Raw genomic sequence first — 15,322 nt, forward strand, 5'->3', positions numbered from 1 at the left:
ATGGCAAAATCCTGAGCAACTTTTTGTTGCTCAGGAACTTATAAATAAAGTTAAATTATAGTGTTGCGGAATTAAGGGGAAAGAAAGGCAGATAAGAAAAGAGCAACTATTGTTTGTGAAGCAACAAATCTTGATGAAGGAGCAGGAATTGCAGAAAAGTCAGGAGGAGTTGGCTAAAATGAAGAGGGAGCTTTCTTCAAAATCTTCGCTTGTGTTAGACAAGGAGAAGTCTATAATGATGCTGAAGGATGAAATAGAGGCATTGACTAATGATTACCCACAAGACAACAATGAAAGTTATGCTGTCTTCCAGCAAAAAGCTATGGTGATTAAGTTTAGGGAATTGGCAGAAAAAGGTATAGAGCCTTCTTCTCGCCAATGGGACGTTCTGGATAATATATTCGAATCATTTTTCAAGCAGTTTAGATTATCGCTAGAGAAGAACAGTAAGTTAAATGAAAATGAATATAGAATATGTATGTTGGTTTGGTTGGGATTTGTTCCTAATCAGATGAAAATATTAATGGGTATGTCATCCTCTAATATCTCAAATATAAGAAAACGTTTGTCTAAAAAGTTATTTGATAGAGAGATGACAACGAGCAAATTTGATGACGAAATCCGTAAAATTCGGGTGGAAGACTAATTTGTGAAATTGTGAAATCTTTAGTTATCTATTTGTGCTTTAGTTTGTTGTGCTCACAATTGTGAAATTGTGAAATGTTAAAGCTGCCTGATGTAATATGTGTAGTAAAAAGAAAAGTTTATCTTTGCAAACAAAAAGCATATGACTAAAAGAATTTTGATGTTTGCATGTTCTGATAGGAGAATGCAAGAAATAGAGTTCAATATGTTGGATTACTGCTTTAGATGTATGTTAAATTCAAAATACAAAAAAATATGAGAAAATTATTTTTGTTATGCTTGATAATGCTTATATCCGTCACTACTATGGCGGAAGGCTATTCTGGTAAAATAATTTCTGGCAATAAACTGCAAGGACTGGCTGATGCAACAATTCAGCTTTTCAATAACAATGTGTTTGTTGGTGGTTGCAAGTCTAAAACTGATGGCTCCTTTAGTGTGAATACTTCCCAAAAGGCAACAAGAATTTCTGTCAGCTATGTGGGACTTGAGTCTTATACCAGAAAGGATAGTCTCGGACTTCCTGAGAACTTGGGTGTAATTGCATTGTCTACTCATAATGTTGGCTTAAAGGAAGTTACTGTCACGGGAACTTTAAAGCAAGAGACCTATAACAAGGACATTTACCTTATCACCGACTCTATGCGCAAAGGCACGGCAAGCAGTGGACAGCTGTTGGAGAAAATACCAGGCTTTTTGCGTGATTGGGAAAATGACAAGTTGCGTGTGAATGGAGAAGAGGATATTGTACTTTTGGTAAATGACGTGGAAAAATCCTCAGATTATGCTATGCGCATAAATCCTAAGCGTGTCAAAAAAGTGGAAATCACTTACAATCCTACAGGAAAGTATGAGGGAAGGAGAATGTTGCTGAACTTATCCTTGTTTGATGATTATATTGGCTGGGATTTTGTGCCTTATACGAATTTGCAATATGGCAAAAACAATATGAATCAGGAAACCGTAGGGGGATCTTATACATATAGTGTGAATAAATTGTCATTTAATATAACTTCGGCTTTTTCGAATGTTGTCAATAAGGAAAGTGATTCCTTCACTCGTATGTATGCGGATAATTATGAGAGAAGTTCTCAAGAAGTCGATTCTGGTAATCCAAATAAAATCGGTAAAAAACTGGGGTATGACATATCTCTTGGTGCTGAATATCAATTGGCTAAGGGGCATAGTCTTTCTTTTCAGACCAAAGGAACTTTTAATCAGTCCTTGGATTCTACCATGTACTTTATTACGGAGAAGGATAATGGGAATGTGGCCCAATATGAGCAATGGAATAGAGACAAATATTATTCCAACGACTATAATGTAGGATTGTTCTACCGTGGAAGTTTGGGAAAATTATATGTCAGCAGTGATTTGACTTACGACTATTATAATGTTAGGGAGAAAAGAACTTATTGGAGTAATTCCAACTTGAGTGAAACCCCAACGTTGGGTAATAAAAATTATGTGTTTTATGATCTGAGTATAAGTAGGCCATTATCCAAACACTTCGATTTTTATGCAGACTATAACTTAGCGTGGAGAAAATATAATGATACGGATAGAAATACAGACGAATTAAAATATTGGTCTAAGAATATTCGCCATTTTATGTTAGCGATGCTTACTTGGCATCCAGTGGGTAGCTTTTATGTTAGCGGTGGTGCTCTTTGGCTTGGTAATTCTGATGATAATAACGTCGGACATATAGCAAATTATTCCTGGAGTCCTATGGGACGTTTGTTCTACAAGCCTTGGCGTATTGTAACTATCAGGAGCAATTTCCACATTTCAGCAATGTATCCTAATTTGGATCAATTAACTGCTACGGAATACCAAATAGATTCAAAGATGATTCATGGTGGAAATCCACTGTTGAAATCTTCAAGATTGATTTACTTGGATGCGACTATGAGTATAGATAAACTGTTTAACATAATATTTGTAAACTTTTATAATAAAGACATGAATGAGTCGCTTTATTATTCATTGTTACCAACAGGTATGGTGAAAGAAAGTTATAAAAATGCAGATTGGCATCGAATGATGTTCATATTGTCAGGGGATTACAAACTTTTCAAAGATTGTAATCTTGGTGTAAACCTTTCTTATTTCCATGATGTTGCATCTGTAGAGGAAGGTATCAAGAGAAAAGGTGATATTTGGAAGATGTATATGCAAGCCAGGTATAAAATTAGCCCTTTGAAATTGAATGTGCAAGCATCTTACGATTTGAATTATGCTACAACCCCTACTTTGCAAGGTAAATATACGAAGCATCTAGGATATGCTAAAATAGTATTGAATAGATTGTTTTCAAATGGTAAACTTGAGGGGACTCTGACCGCTACGATGCCTGCCAATATTGGAAAGCGGAAGTTTGGATATGAATATCATTTGCCCTATTTTACAACTGTGACAAATTCTTCTAGAAATAGTACTTACGGTCCATACGTGGTATTGGGAGTTAAAATGTTCTTGCATGGCGGTAAGCAAGTGAGAATGAGACAAAATTCTTTCAATGTTGATGCAGAAAAATAATAAGGTAATGGATATTGATGCAAAATTAAAGGCAGTAGCCCTCAGCGATAATAAGTTGGGGCTACTGCAAGGCAAATCTATGTTGGGCATTAGTGAGGCTGCAGAGTATTTCTGCAGGCTATTAACGGCTTCTCAATAGGGATAATGCATAGAGAGGCAGTATGGTGACATGCCTTATGGCGTCATCGTCCTGCTTGTCAATGTAATCAAATGATCCGAAATTCTCTAAGGAACAACGGAAGGCTTCGGTGAGCTTTTTCTCTCTCATGAATAGCCAGAGACTCTTCATGCCGCCCTGGGTGCCCGATTTGATTTCGATAGGGGTAATTTTCATGTTGTGGATTTCCAGATAGTCTATCTCGGCAACACTCTTCCCCTTCTGCTCCCAATAAAACATCTTCTGGCGCTGGATGCATGGTTTGTAACGCATCATCTCGAGTCCGGCAACCATTTCTGTTACACCTCCCTTATTGACAAGTTCCTGAGGGGTGCCGGCTAAAATAAGTTCTATGAGCTGCTGAGACAGGTCGCCTTCCAGTTGAAGCACAGCTAACAGTAATCCTGGGTCCAGAAAGAGAACCTTCATGCTTTTCTCGTCAGCTTCCGCATCCAGCGGAATACCATTGCCCGAGGTAGCGACCACAGGAGTAACGATTCCTGCAAGTGTCAACAGACGGAGGGCTTCTCTGATTTGTGAACTCTGATAATCTGCAGATATTTGCTTGTATGTCAACTTCTCTCCTGCCTGATGACAGATACCACGCATCGTTGTGCGCAGTAAATCTGGGTTGACTCTCTTTTTATACTTGCTGAAATCATCTTCGTATGTCAGTATGATGTCTTCCTGGATGTTTCTGCATCGGTTGAAATCGTGTGTCTTGGTCCATGCCAGAACAGATTCCGGCATGCCTCCAACAAGCAGGTAGGTGCGGAAGTATTCCACGAGTTTATCATGGAAGGCTTGATCTAAAGACTGGTTTCCGTATGCTTCATTTCGGAGAAGGATGAGCCCTTCTTCGTGATTGGCATACAGAAATTCATCGAAAGTCATCGGATACATGAAGAGCGAGTGAATCCTTCCTACTCCAAAAGTAGGGAGTTCCTGAAGCGTAAATTCCAGAAGTGATCCTGCGGCTATGACATGCAGCTCAGGATAATCTTCCTTGAAGAAGCGTAGTGCCATGATGGCTTCAGGGCATTCCTGGATTTCGTCGAGAAAGAGAAGCGTCTTACCTGCTTCTATAGGGACATTGATATAGCTGCTGATTTTTTTAGCAATCAATCGTACGTCAATATCCCCCTGGAAGAAGGTTTTGATTGCCTTGTTACGTTCGAAGTTTACCTCGGCGAAATACTCGAATTGCTTTCCAAAGTTTTTAACTGCTGATGATTTTCCAACCTGTCGGGCACCACGAAGCAGCAAGGGTTTCCGCATGGAATCTTCCTTCCAGGCGATGAGCTCTGAGTCTATGTTTCTATGTATATATTCTGTCATAATTGTAACTGTTTGAATAACAGGCGCAAATATAGCGAAAATACTCAAATCCGAGAAATAAATCGCGTTAAAATACTCAAATCCGAGAAATAATCGGCGTTAAAATACTCAAATCCGAGAAATAATACGACCTGCACGATTGAAATTACCCAATACGCCCTGAACCAACGGTCACCGTCCGAAGGGAAAGGTAAAGGGCAGAAGCTTCTAGCCCGTTTTAACCGTATAGTTTGTTTTTTTATTGTCGGATAAGCCCGAAAAACCGACGTTTAGACGCATCTGGCAACAAATAGGCACGGTGGTCGGGAAAGGGTGGTTGTGAATATACATTTTTTTATATATCTTTGCAATCAATAAGAATCTTTTTTGTATAACCGATAAACATGTAAGGCTTATGAGACGGAAATTTCACAGTTTAACTTTTGTGTTCATGGCATTGTTGATGATGTTGATGACGTTCGCTTCATGCAGTAAAATTCAGGATTTGCTGAATGAGGGAGATGATGATGACGACGACGATGGAGGCATTAATCCACCGGAACTCGTAGAAGGAAGAATGGAAGACATCGCTCTTTCGGGTATCGTGAGAGATGCCAGCGGCACTCCAATCGAGGGCGTGAGCATCGTGAGCGGCTCTTCTGCTGCTACTACCAATACCGATGGATTCTTTGAATTCGACCAGATTCAGGTAGTAAGTGTTCTGAACGACCGCTCGGTAGTGAGATTCAGCAAGGCGGGCTATTTTGATGTGGTGCGTTCTATGGATGCTGACGATGATGCTGCCGATGGCGCAAGCTGGGAGGTAGTGATGTGCAAGAAGGAGAACAATGATTTCACCAGCATCAAGACCTATTCTTCTTCATCCGACCAGACCCTGCAGGCTGGCGAAATGAAGATTGATATGCCGCAGGATGGATACAAGGTGGATGGTACCGGACTCAGCTATACCGGAAAGGTGAAGTCGGAGATGGTGTATCTGGATCCTAACAATGAACGATTCTCTGAGATGATGCCGGGTGGCGATCTCGCTGCTGTGCGCTCCGATAACTCCAGCGCCCAACTGGTTTCCTACGGAATGACCGACCTGAATATGTATGCCGAAAATGGCGACAAGTTGCAGCTCAAGGATGGCTGCAAGGCAAAGCTTACTTTCCCGATACCAGCCGGAATGGGCGAGAATCCGCCAGCCAGCATCCCTTTGTGGAGCTTCAATGAGAAGACTGGTCTCTGGGAGGAAGAAGGAAGTGCCGCATTGCAGGGAAATGTATATGTAGGAGAAGTGGCTCATTTCTCTTGGGTTAACCTGGATTATCCTGAAAAGCAGGGCACCGTTTATGGATATGTAAAGGATGATACCGGCAAGGTTCTGCCAGGTGTAAGATTGAGCATCGGACAGTTGCTGGCTCCTACAGTAACAAATTCAGATGGATATTATTCTCATGAAGTTCCTGCCAATACTGCTTTCAGCATCACGGTGAAAGCCCAGTATTATGGTGGCATCAGCCAGATGGCATTCGTGAATGTGGCAGCCCTCTCTCCTGGAGAAAGTCGCCGGGTAGATATCACCCTCTCTCACATGGTTCGCGTATATGGTAGGGTGATGAATGAGAAGGAAGAAGGTATCCGCTCTACTGTATGGGTACAGACGGATAAGGATAAGTCTGAACTGTGCCAGACCGATAAGGAGGGTAACTTCAATGTGTATGTACCGAAGGATATGAAGGGTAACGCCACTGTGTGTGCACGTACATTCAGAGGTGAAGAGGTTTCCAAAGAGATAACCATCCACAATGAGGATGTACCTGTAGATTTGATTATTGGAAATGCAGGTGGAGGCTCTAGTGCCAATATGATTTATATCTTCTCCGAAATTCTGGACGATGCCGTATGGCCTATACCTACCTATACAAGTATGAAGAGTGGTGTCATTATCGTAGATGATACCTTGTCGCTGATGCCAGATGAAGATGCAGCTATCGGCCTGAATATAGCTATACCTCATTATGAAAGGGAGAAGAATACCTATCAGGATGGCGTATTGGTATATGCGGAAAATTTGGGTACAAGACATCGATTCGTTACTGCACCGGGAAAGAAAATGAAGTGTACCGTACAGAGAAATGGCGGCAATTTCGTGTTCTCTTTAGAGGGATATGGTAGTTATGTCAATGATTCTACTGAAGAAGGTGATGAAAATGCCAAGTTGATAGGTAAGGATATGAGCTATCCGCTTCTGGCTGCATTCAAGTCTCTTCGCAACATCAAGCCTGTAGATGCCGGATTCCCTTCTTTCACTCCACAGCTGGAGGCGAAGGCTCCTTTTGCTGTGTTGATTACAGAAAGTGGTAAAGTCGGCAAGGGTGGAATCGTTTTTTATAACGGTGGAAGCAGCGACTATCAGACGCTGAAGAATGCTGCAGCCAAGCAGGGCTTCACCAATCTGGGCGAGGACAATGACGAAAAAGAAGGAACTATGGCTGTTTTCTTCTATTCTGCAAAGAAGAAAGCCCTGATTTCGCTGGAATATAACCCTAAAGCCTCAGGCATTACAGGCAAGACCTGTTGGACCAATGCTGAAGAGCAAGCCCCTATCTATATGATGGTATTGGATGGCGTTACCGAGGATATGCTCGAAAAGATGTTTGAGGATGATGCCGATGACACCCGCAGCACCCGAGTAACAGCCCGCAGGCATCTCAATCCGATATCAAAATGTAAGTTTGATGGCTTTAAGAAGAAAAAAATGTTCAAAAAGCTTGCCCGTTTGCGTTAATTTGCCTATATTTGCAGGGTAAATTCGTAGAAAACCAAACTTTCGCAGTCCAGGACTGCGAAAGTTCTATAGGAAATGATAGAAATGATGAAAAATGATAAGCTTAACCTCTGGCAGGTTCTCCTGCCTCTCTTGCCTCTGCTGATGCTTCTGGCTTCCTGCCGGAAATCGGCAGAGGAAACTGCTGATAACCTGCGTATCGAAAAACTGCATCAGCTCGATGAACTCCTCAATGCGCAGTCGCCGCAGGCTAAGACGGAAATAGAAAAAGGTATGAAGCTGGCGAAAGACAGCCTCACGTTTTATGAGTATTATGCCAGGAAGGGAAGATGGTTCTGCCAGTCGGCAACGCCCGATTCTACGGTAGGCTATGTGGACCGCACCCTGCGTTTCGCCCTTCGTCAGCCCGATACTCCGCGCCGCAACGGACTTCTTGCCTATACCTACAACTGCCAGGGCATCAACTATCATAATTTTCATAGCAAGGCAGACGAGGTGGTTTCGCTCTACCAGTCTGCCTATGCCTATTCCATGCGTAGCGATGTGCAGCATCAGGCGCCTAGCATCTGTGCCAATCTGGGTGATGCCTATCTCTTCAAGAATCAGTTGCCGCAGGCTGCCTCCTGGTATCGCCGTGCGCTCTTTCTGGTAGATTCCCTCCAGTTGCCCAAGGAGGAGAATGTCTCCCTCTATGTGGGGCTGGCTACCATCTACCTGAAACTCAATGATTTCGATGCATCGCTCCAGTGCTATCAGCAGACGGAAGACCATCTCCCGCAGATGTCGCTGGCTATGCAGGCGTATTACCTGAACAATTACGGCAACTACTACTATTATAAGAAAGACTATGCCCAGTCGCTCCGTAAATTCCTGCAGCTGAAGCAGTTGCTGGAGAAGCACAAGAAGGGTGACTGCTTCGACATGTATCTCTGCAAGCTGAATATGGCAGATGTGTATCTCAATCTGGACAGCATTGCCCAGTCGGAGAAATATCTTGCCGAGAGCGAGCCTTTCATGGTGGCCAACCACGATCGAGAGGCGGTATATTACTGTAATACGATTCATATCGGTCAGGAGGTGAAGAAGGGAGATATGGCGGCTGTTACCCGCATTCTGGACAGCGAGAGGCGGCAGTTCGGAGAGAATCTCAACAATCTCGTAGCCTTCAACCTGCGCCAGATCCGCAATCAGTATCTGCAGCAATATTACCTCGCCAAGGGCGATTACCGCATGGCATTCGAGAATCTGCGCAGGGATATGCAGAAGAATGATTCGCTGGATCACAACAGAATCAAGATGAGAGCTTCTGAAATCATGGACCGCTTTACCCAGGATACGCTGAAACTGCACCACGACCTGGTGCTTGAGCACAAGACGGCACAGCTGCACCAGACCCGCTTCATCGCCCTGGCGGTGGTGCTGCTGATTCTGCTGCTGTGCATGTTCTTCGTTATCAAGAGCATGCGATCCGGCAAGCGGCTCGAAGAGAGCAGGCATCGCATACTGCAGTTGAAGCTGGAAGGGGCAAGAAACCGAATCTCCCCTCATTTCGTCTTCAATGTCCTCAACAACAAGATTCTGCATGCCGGTACGGCGGAAGCCGACGAGCTGATGGGGCTTGCCCGCTTGATACGCAGCAACCTCGACCTGTCCTGCCAGCCGAAGGTATCGCTAGCCGCAGAGATCGGTTTCGTGAAGCAGTATCTGGCGGTGGAAACTCCGCTGATGGGCGATGATTTCGATTTCTCGCTGCAGATAGACCCCGAAGTGGATGTGGAGAATACGTATATCCCGTCTATGTTTGTCCAGATTCTCGTAGAGAATGCCCTGGTTCACGGCCTGAGAGGCTGGGAGGGAAGGAAGATCTTGCAGGTAAAGGTTGGTAGAAAGCAGCCGGGCTATACCGTGGTTTCCGTGCTGGATAACGGCAGGGGATTCGATATCCGCCAAAAGGGGAAGAAGCGTACCGGACTGGGCATCATCACCCAGACCCTGGCAGTGGTGAACGAGCATAATCGCCACAAGATGACCTTCTCGCTGCAGAACCGGAAGGCAGAAGACGGCAGCGTGGCTGGATGTCTGGCGCAGGTATGCATACCCGATGGCTTCGTGATGTAGCAGGACTTGCGGAATTTGAATATAAACAATATATAAGGTGTATGAAAGTTGTAATCATAGACGACGATAAATCTTCAGGCAAGGCTTTGGCAGATTTATTGGAAACGAAATACGATATGGAGGTGCTGGGATGCGCGCTCTGTGGGCTTGACGGCCTGGCGATGGTAAACAGGTACCAGCCCGATGTGCTCTTCCTGGATGTCCAGCTGCCCGATGTGAATGGCTTGGATTTCCTGGATAAGCTGTCGGGATTCGTGCACCGCCGCTGCCAGGTGGTGATGTACACGGCATACGATGAATATATCCTGACAGCTTTCCGCAAGCAGGCTTTCGATGTGCTGCTCAAGCCTATCAATCCCCAGGAGCTGGATACCATCGTCAGACGACTGGAGAAAGAGGCTGAGAAAGAAGCAGAGAAAGAAGCAGAGAAAGAGGCTGAGAGAGTGGTAGGGGCTGGCGTGAAGAACGCACCCGTTGCTAACGGCAAGCTGCTCTTCTATACCAACTCCGTGGATTTCAGACTGGTGGATAAGGAGAATGTCTGCCTCTTCCAGTATAATCACGAAGTGAGATGCTGGGAGGTGGTGGTAGCTGACAACAGGAAGCCTATCAGGCTGAAACGCAGCGTGAAGAGCACCGACCTGCTTGCGCTCGCCCCTCATTTCATGCAGGTAAACCAGAAGTTCATCGTCAACATCAATTACCTCATCGAGGTGGTTGACAATGTGTGCCATTTCTATCCCCCTTTCGATGAAATCGACTATGTAAAGGTGGGCAGACTCTATAGAAAGAAATTGATAGATAGATTCTTAAGTATTTAAAAACATAATAATTATGATGAGAAATAAGTATTCGGTCATCATCATGATGATTGCCCTCTTCGGAGGACAGACAGCCCTGGCACAGAAGGCAGGACGCGTAAAGAAGCAGAAAACGAAGGTACAGACGGAAGAAGTAAAGGCTGTGGTTCAGGAGGAACAGCCTGCAGTGCCGGAGAAGGTCATCCCTGAAACTCCTCCCGTTCCGCAAGACCGGCTGGACACCCTCTATTACAATAAGAGTTGGAAGGTAACCCCTAACAAGGCTTTCGCCAATTATTATCGCCTGGCGCTCTATCCTGCTGATTCTACGGCAGCCAAGGAGTTCCGCACCTACTATATGAGCGGCGAACTGCAGGGCGAAGGCTGCTTTGTGGTCCTCGACAGGAAGGATGATGCCAAGAGCCAGTTTGCCGGCACCTTTACCACCTATTTCAAGGATGGACAGGTAGAGCAGAAGAAGACCTATCAGGCAGGACTGCTCTCGGGCGAATATACCTCTTATTATAATAACGGCAACGTGAAGGAGCATTTCTTCATGAACCAGGGCAAGAAGATGGGGGTAGGAGCCTCTTTCACGGAGAACGGCAGGGTGTGCACCCTTACTCCCTACAAGAATGATATCCCTGAAGGATTTTTTGTAGTGGTGGATGCCGACGGCAACTATTCCAAGTATTCGCTCACCGACCACCAGCCTATCCTGGAAACCCCTTCGCCTGATGAAATCCTCACCGAGTATAAGAATGGTGTGGCATGGCCTTACTACAACAAAAACGGACTCATCGTGGGCGTGAGCAATTCGATGGTAGATGAGAACATCGGCGATTACCGCGAAATCGGCGTCTTCATCGTCAACAAGAGCATGATCAATGTGGATATCGACCCTTCTCAGATTGAAATCTACGATATGAAGGGCGGCAAGCGAAAGGATTTCGAACTGGTGAGCGCTGATGAGTATGACAAGAAAATCTTCAAGTTCAAGAAGAAGGTGGCTAAGCGTGCGGTAAAGAACAAGGCGATAGTGCAGACCGAACGTGAGAACAATGTGAATGCCAACCTGGGCGCACAGGTGTTTGATGCCGGAACCTCCAATACGCTGAAGGATTTCCAGACCCGTATCTGCCGGATGCAGCAGCTGGAAGACGGCAACCGCATGAAGTATTCCGACAAGATGCCTGAGGACCTGGGCTATCTGGAGCGCACCACCATCCATCCGGGCGAAGTGGTTTCGGGCTATCTCTATACCACCGACCGCAAGGCTGCCGATCTCTTTGTCAAGGTAAAGATCAAGGGCATCGACTATCTCTTCGAGTGGAAGGCAAGCAAGAAGAAATAACGTGTGTGAGATGTGAATACTAACGATTAAAAAAATAATGTAATGATGAAAAAGATTTTGATGATGGCCATTTTGTGCCTCGTATTTACAACAAGTGGTTTTGCACAGTTCAAGAGAACTGCATTCAATCATGTGGGTCTGAATGCAGGCGTGGGTACCGAAGGTATCAGTATCGGTGTTGCGGCTCCTATCTCCAATTTCGTGGAGCTGGAGGCAGGCGTGGATATTCTGCCTAAGATGCTCAAGATATCTGAGCAGATGAACATAGAGGCAGATGCCTCTATCATCGTTCAGGGACAGTCGGTGAGGATTCCTGATTCACCGGTGGATGTGGATGCTGATTTCTCCCGTACAGCCTTTCATGCCAAGGCGAATATCTATCCTTTCGGCGGCAACAGCAAGTTCTTCGTGGCTGCCGGCTTCGCTATGGGTGGCGCTAAGCTTGCCAAGCTGAGCGGTCACAGCGATGATCTGGCGCAGTTTATCAGTCGATATCCTGAATATTCAGATGAAATTCTGAACCACGTAGGTGCGGAACTCTCGGATTATAATATCAAGTTCGACAAGAATGGTGATATCAATGCCGACCTGCGCTGCAATTCCTTCCGCCCTTATCTCGGTCTGGGCTTCGGAAGAGTGGTTCCCAAGAACCGTCTGGGCTTCCGCTGGGAGATCGGCTGCCAGTATATGGGCAAGCTGAAGATCTATCAGAACGGCGAGAAGGTAGATGTCAGGAAAGCTCTCAATGATTCGATGGGTGAAGATGGCGGCGACATCGCCGATATCGTGGATAAAATCCAGTTCTATCCTGTGCTCAAGTTGCAGATTGTGGGCAGAATCCTGTAATCAAAATAAGAAAAGTTTGAATTATACATAAAAAAACGGGCAAAATGGTAGCAGTTAGCCAATTATTTCGTAACTTTGCACCCGCAAACTTATAAAATAATAAAAGAAGAATGGCTAATTTGAGATTTGAGGTTGTAGCCGAGGCCTTTAAAAAGAGACCTGTTGAGGTGGAAACTCCCAAGGTGCGCCCTTCGGAGTACTTCGCCAAGTATGTATTCAACCGCCAGAAGATGTACAAGTATCTGCCATCTGATGTGTACGAGAAACTCATCGATGTGATAGACAACGGTAATCGTCTGGACCGTTCCATCGCGGATGCCGTGGCTGCCGGCATGAAGCTCTGGGCTGAGGAAAACGGGGTAACACATTATACTCACTGGTTCCAGCCATTGACAGAAGGTACTGCCGAGAAGCACGATGCCTTCGTGGAGCACGACGGTAAGGGTGGTATGATTGAGGAATTCTCCGGCAAGCTGCTGGTGCAGCAGGAACCGGATGCCAGCTCTTTCCCTAACGGCGGTATCCGTAACACCTTCGAGGCTCGCGGCTATTCTGCATGGGATCCTACATCGCCTGTGTTCATCATCGACGATACCCTCTGTATCCCTACCATCTTTATATCTTATACAGGTGAGGCGCTGGACTACAAGGCTCCATTGCTCCGCTCGCTCCATACCCTGAGCGAGGCGGCTACCGAGGTGTGTCACTACTTCTACCCACAGGTAAAGAAGGTGCAGACCAATCTCGGATGGGAGCAGGAGTACTTCCTGGTAGATGAGAGCCTCTATTCGGCACGTCCCGACCTGATGCTCACCGGACGCACTCTGATGGGCCACGATTCGGCTAAGAACCAGCAGATGGACGACCATTATTTCGGAACCATCCCAGAGCGTGTGCAGGCTTTCATGAAGGATCTTGAAATCCAGGCTCTCGAGCTCGGCATCCCTTGCAAGACCCGCCATAACGAGGTGGCTCCTAACCAGTTTGAGCTGGCACCTATCTATGAGGAGTGCAATCTTGCTGTAGATCACAACATGCTCCTGATGAGTCTGATGAAGCGTGTGGCTCACAAGCACGGTTTCCGTGTGCTGCTTCACGAGAAGCCATTCGCCGGCGTCAACGGTTCGGGCAAGCACAACAACTGGAGCCTCTGCACCGATACCGGCGTGCTGCTCCATGCGGCAGGCAAGACTCCTGAGGATAACCTCCGCTTCGTGGTCTTCATCGTAGAGACCCTGATGGGTGTATATAAGCACAACGGACTGCTGAAGGCATCCATCATGAGTGCAACCAATGCCCACCGTCTGGGAGCCAACGAGGCACCTCCAGCCATCATCTCCTCATTCCTGGGCAAACAGCTCACCGATCTGCTCGACCATATCGAGAAGGCTGACAAGGAGGAACTCTTCGCCCTGGCTGGCAAGAAGGGAATGGAGCTGGATATCCCTGAGATTCCGGAGCTGATGATCGATAATACCGACCGCAACCGTACCTCACCATTCGCCTTCACCGGCAACCGCTTCGAGTTCCGTGCCGTAGGTTCTGAGGCAAACTGCGCATCTTCTCTCATCGTATTGAATGCAGCCGTAGCTGAGGCGCTCGAGAACTTCAAGGCTCGCGTGGATGCCTTGATAGCCAAGGGCGAGGACCAGACTTCGGCTATCATCGACATCGTAAGAGAGGACATCAAGACCTGCAAGCCTATCCGCTTCGACGGCAACGGCTATTCTGACGAGTGGAAGGAAGAGGCTCAGAAGCGTGGATTGGACTGCGAGGCATCCTGCCCGGTAGTCTTCGACCGCTACCTGGACAAGGAGAGCATCGAGATGTTTGCCAAGACCAACGTGATGAGCGAGAGCGAGCTGAAGGCGCGCAACGAGGTGAAGTGGGAGACCTATACCAAGAAGATTCAGATTGAGGCTCGTGTGATGGGCGACCTGACCATGAACCACATCATCCCTGTGGCTACCCACTATCAGAGCCGTCTGGCAAAGAATGTAGAGGGTATGATTCACATTTTCGGAGGCGAGGAAGGCAAGAAGCTGACCGCTCGCAACGTAAAGATCATCCGTGAGATAGCCGAGCGCACCGAGTCAATAGAGCGTGGTGTAGAGGCATTGGTGGATGCCCGCAAGGTGGCAAACAAGATAGAGAGCGAGCGTGAGAAGGCTGTAGCCTATCATGATACGGTAGCTCCGAAGATGGAAGAAATCCGCTATCAGATCGACAAGCTGGAGCTGCTCGTAGCAGATGAACTCTGGACCTTGCCGAAGTATCGTGAGCTGCTGTTCATCCGCTAGCCCAATTCCGTGCGTAATCCGTACAGCGGAAAGCTCTTCCGATAACTCCGCGTAATCCGATGAATAAAAATAAAGAATAAATAAAAAAAAGAGGATGTGTCATGAACTTATGGCACACCCTCTTTTTTTTTTGAGAAGCAATTGATAAAAAATCTAAGATACCTTGAGCAGTTCTACGACATGCAGCTCGTCACGCCCAGAGAGGCGGCAATAGCGGTCAAGATAGATATTACTATCTGCAATACGGTTTTCCAGGTTTCTTTCTTCATAAGCAGTTTTTTTAGTAATTAATGATTGGTGATTATTGATTAATTCCGTTAGGCGTTTCGGCGGATTTGCAATCCGCCGTTAAAAAACGTCCTAACCTATTTGTGCTCTGCGGATTTGCAATCCGCATCAAGCAAGATTTACAAACTTACGTTGTCGTCGCCGCCGTCAGTTCCGCCGCCA

The 15,322-nt window shown here is 46.1% G+C and carries 10 protein-coding genes; 8 read left to right on the forward strand and 2 right to left on the reverse strand.

The features are described from left to right. The first annotated feature begins 115 nt into the window (after positions 1–115). Positions 116–646: a hypothetical protein gene (locus AAAT87_RS13305; protein WP_349226675.1), complete on the forward strand. Its 531-nt coding sequence runs from the start codon at positions 116–118 to the stop codon at positions 644–646. A 254-nt stretch (positions 647–900) separates the two neighbouring features. Further along, positions 901–3,186 carry an outer membrane beta-barrel protein gene (locus AAAT87_RS13310; protein WP_349226676.1) on the forward strand — a complete coding sequence of 762 codons (2,286 nt, stop codon included), beginning with the start codon at positions 901–903 and terminating at the stop codon, positions 3,184–3,186. 121 nt (positions 3,187–3,307) lie between these two features. Here AAAT87_RS13310 and AAAT87_RS13315 read toward each other — a convergent pair whose 3' ends face one another. After that, positions 3,308–4,681: an ATP-binding protein gene (locus AAAT87_RS13315; protein ID WP_217760523.1), complete on the reverse strand. Its 1,374-nt coding sequence runs from the start codon at positions 4,679–4,681 to the stop codon at positions 3,308–3,310. 394 nt (positions 4,682–5,075) lie between these two features. Here AAAT87_RS13315 and AAAT87_RS13320 point away from each other — a divergent pair, with 394 nt between their 5' ends. From AAAT87_RS13320 to AAAT87_RS13345, 6 genes are all read left to right on the forward strand, one after another. Continuing rightward, positions 5,076–7,454, forward strand: coding sequence for a carboxypeptidase-like regulatory domain-containing protein (locus AAAT87_RS13320; protein WP_349226677.1), 2,379 nt, complete (start codon positions 5,076–5,078; stop codon positions 7,452–7,454). 84 nt (positions 7,455–7,538) lie between these two features. Next, a complete protein-coding gene (locus tag AAAT87_RS13325) occupies positions 7,539–9,572 on the forward strand; it encodes a histidine kinase (RefSeq protein ID WP_349226678.1) in 2,034 nt (677 codons plus the stop codon). 41 nt (positions 9,573–9,613) lie between these two features. Continuing rightward, positions 9,614–10,393, forward strand: coding sequence for a LytR/AlgR family response regulator transcription factor (locus AAAT87_RS13330; RefSeq protein ID WP_295025161.1), 780 nt, complete (start codon positions 9,614–9,616; stop codon positions 10,391–10,393). Between the two features lie 13 nt (positions 10,394–10,406). Then, positions 10,407–11,726 (forward strand): toxin-antitoxin system YwqK family antitoxin, encoded by a 1,320-nt coding sequence (locus AAAT87_RS13335; RefSeq protein ID WP_295025162.1) that lies wholly within the window; start codon positions 10,407–10,409, stop codon positions 11,724–11,726. A 42-nt stretch (positions 11,727–11,768) separates the two neighbouring features. After that, on the forward strand, positions 11,769–12,572 hold the full coding sequence (locus tag AAAT87_RS13340; protein WP_349226679.1) for a hypothetical protein: 804 nt from the start codon (positions 11,769–11,771) through the stop codon (positions 12,570–12,572). Between the two features lie 110 nt (positions 12,573–12,682). Next, the gene (locus AAAT87_RS13345) at positions 12,683–14,872 is read left to right on the forward strand and encodes a glutamine synthetase III family protein (protein ID WP_089543235.1); all 2,190 of its coding nucleotides are present in this window, start codon (positions 12,683–12,685) and stop codon (positions 14,870–14,872) included. Between the two features lie 173 nt (positions 14,873–15,045). Here the strand turns inward: AAAT87_RS13345 and AAAT87_RS13350 are convergent, their stop codons facing one another. Then, positions 15,046–15,141 (reverse strand): smalltalk protein, encoded by a 96-nt coding sequence (locus tag AAAT87_RS13350; RefSeq protein ID WP_293552659.1) that lies wholly within the window; start codon positions 15,139–15,141, stop codon positions 15,046–15,048. Positions 15,142–15,322: the final 181 nt, after the last annotated feature.

This window comes from Segatella sinensis, from assembly GCF_040095255.1.
Lineage (GTDB): Bacteria > Bacteroidota > Bacteroidia > Bacteroidales > Bacteroidaceae > Prevotella > Prevotella sinensis.

What these genes read in the sequence shown, in the direction of transcription:
- AAAT87_RS13310 (WP_349226676.1), top strand. Translation starts at nt 901, where the DNA reads ATGAGAAAATTATTTTTGTTATGCTTGATAATGCTTATATCCGTCACT.
- AAAT87_RS13315 (WP_217760523.1), bottom strand. Translation starts at nt 4,681, where the DNA reads ATGACAGAATATATACATAGAAACATAGACTCAGAGCTCATCGCCTGG.
- AAAT87_RS13320 (WP_349226677.1), top strand. Translation starts at nt 5,076, where the DNA reads ATGAGACGGAAATTTCACAGTTTAACTTTTGTGTTCATGGCATTGTTG.
- AAAT87_RS13325 (WP_349226678.1), top strand. Translation starts at nt 7,539, where the DNA reads ATGATGAAAAATGATAAGCTTAACCTCTGGCAGGTTCTCCTGCCTCTC.
- AAAT87_RS13330 (WP_295025161.1), top strand. Translation starts at nt 9,614, where the DNA reads ATGAAAGTTGTAATCATAGACGACGATAAATCTTCAGGCAAGGCTTTG.
- AAAT87_RS13335 (WP_295025162.1), top strand. Translation starts at nt 10,407, where the DNA reads ATGATGAGAAATAAGTATTCGGTCATCATCATGATGATTGCCCTCTTC.
- AAAT87_RS13340 (WP_349226679.1), top strand. Translation starts at nt 11,769, where the DNA reads ATGATGAAAAAGATTTTGATGATGGCCATTTTGTGCCTCGTATTTACA.
- AAAT87_RS13345 (WP_089543235.1), top strand. Translation starts at nt 12,683, where the DNA reads ATGGCTAATTTGAGATTTGAGGTTGTAGCCGAGGCCTTTAAAAAGAGA.
- AAAT87_RS13350 (WP_293552659.1), bottom strand. Translation starts at nt 15,141, where the DNA reads ATGAAGAAAGAAACCTGGAAAACCGTATTGCAGATAGTAATATCTATC.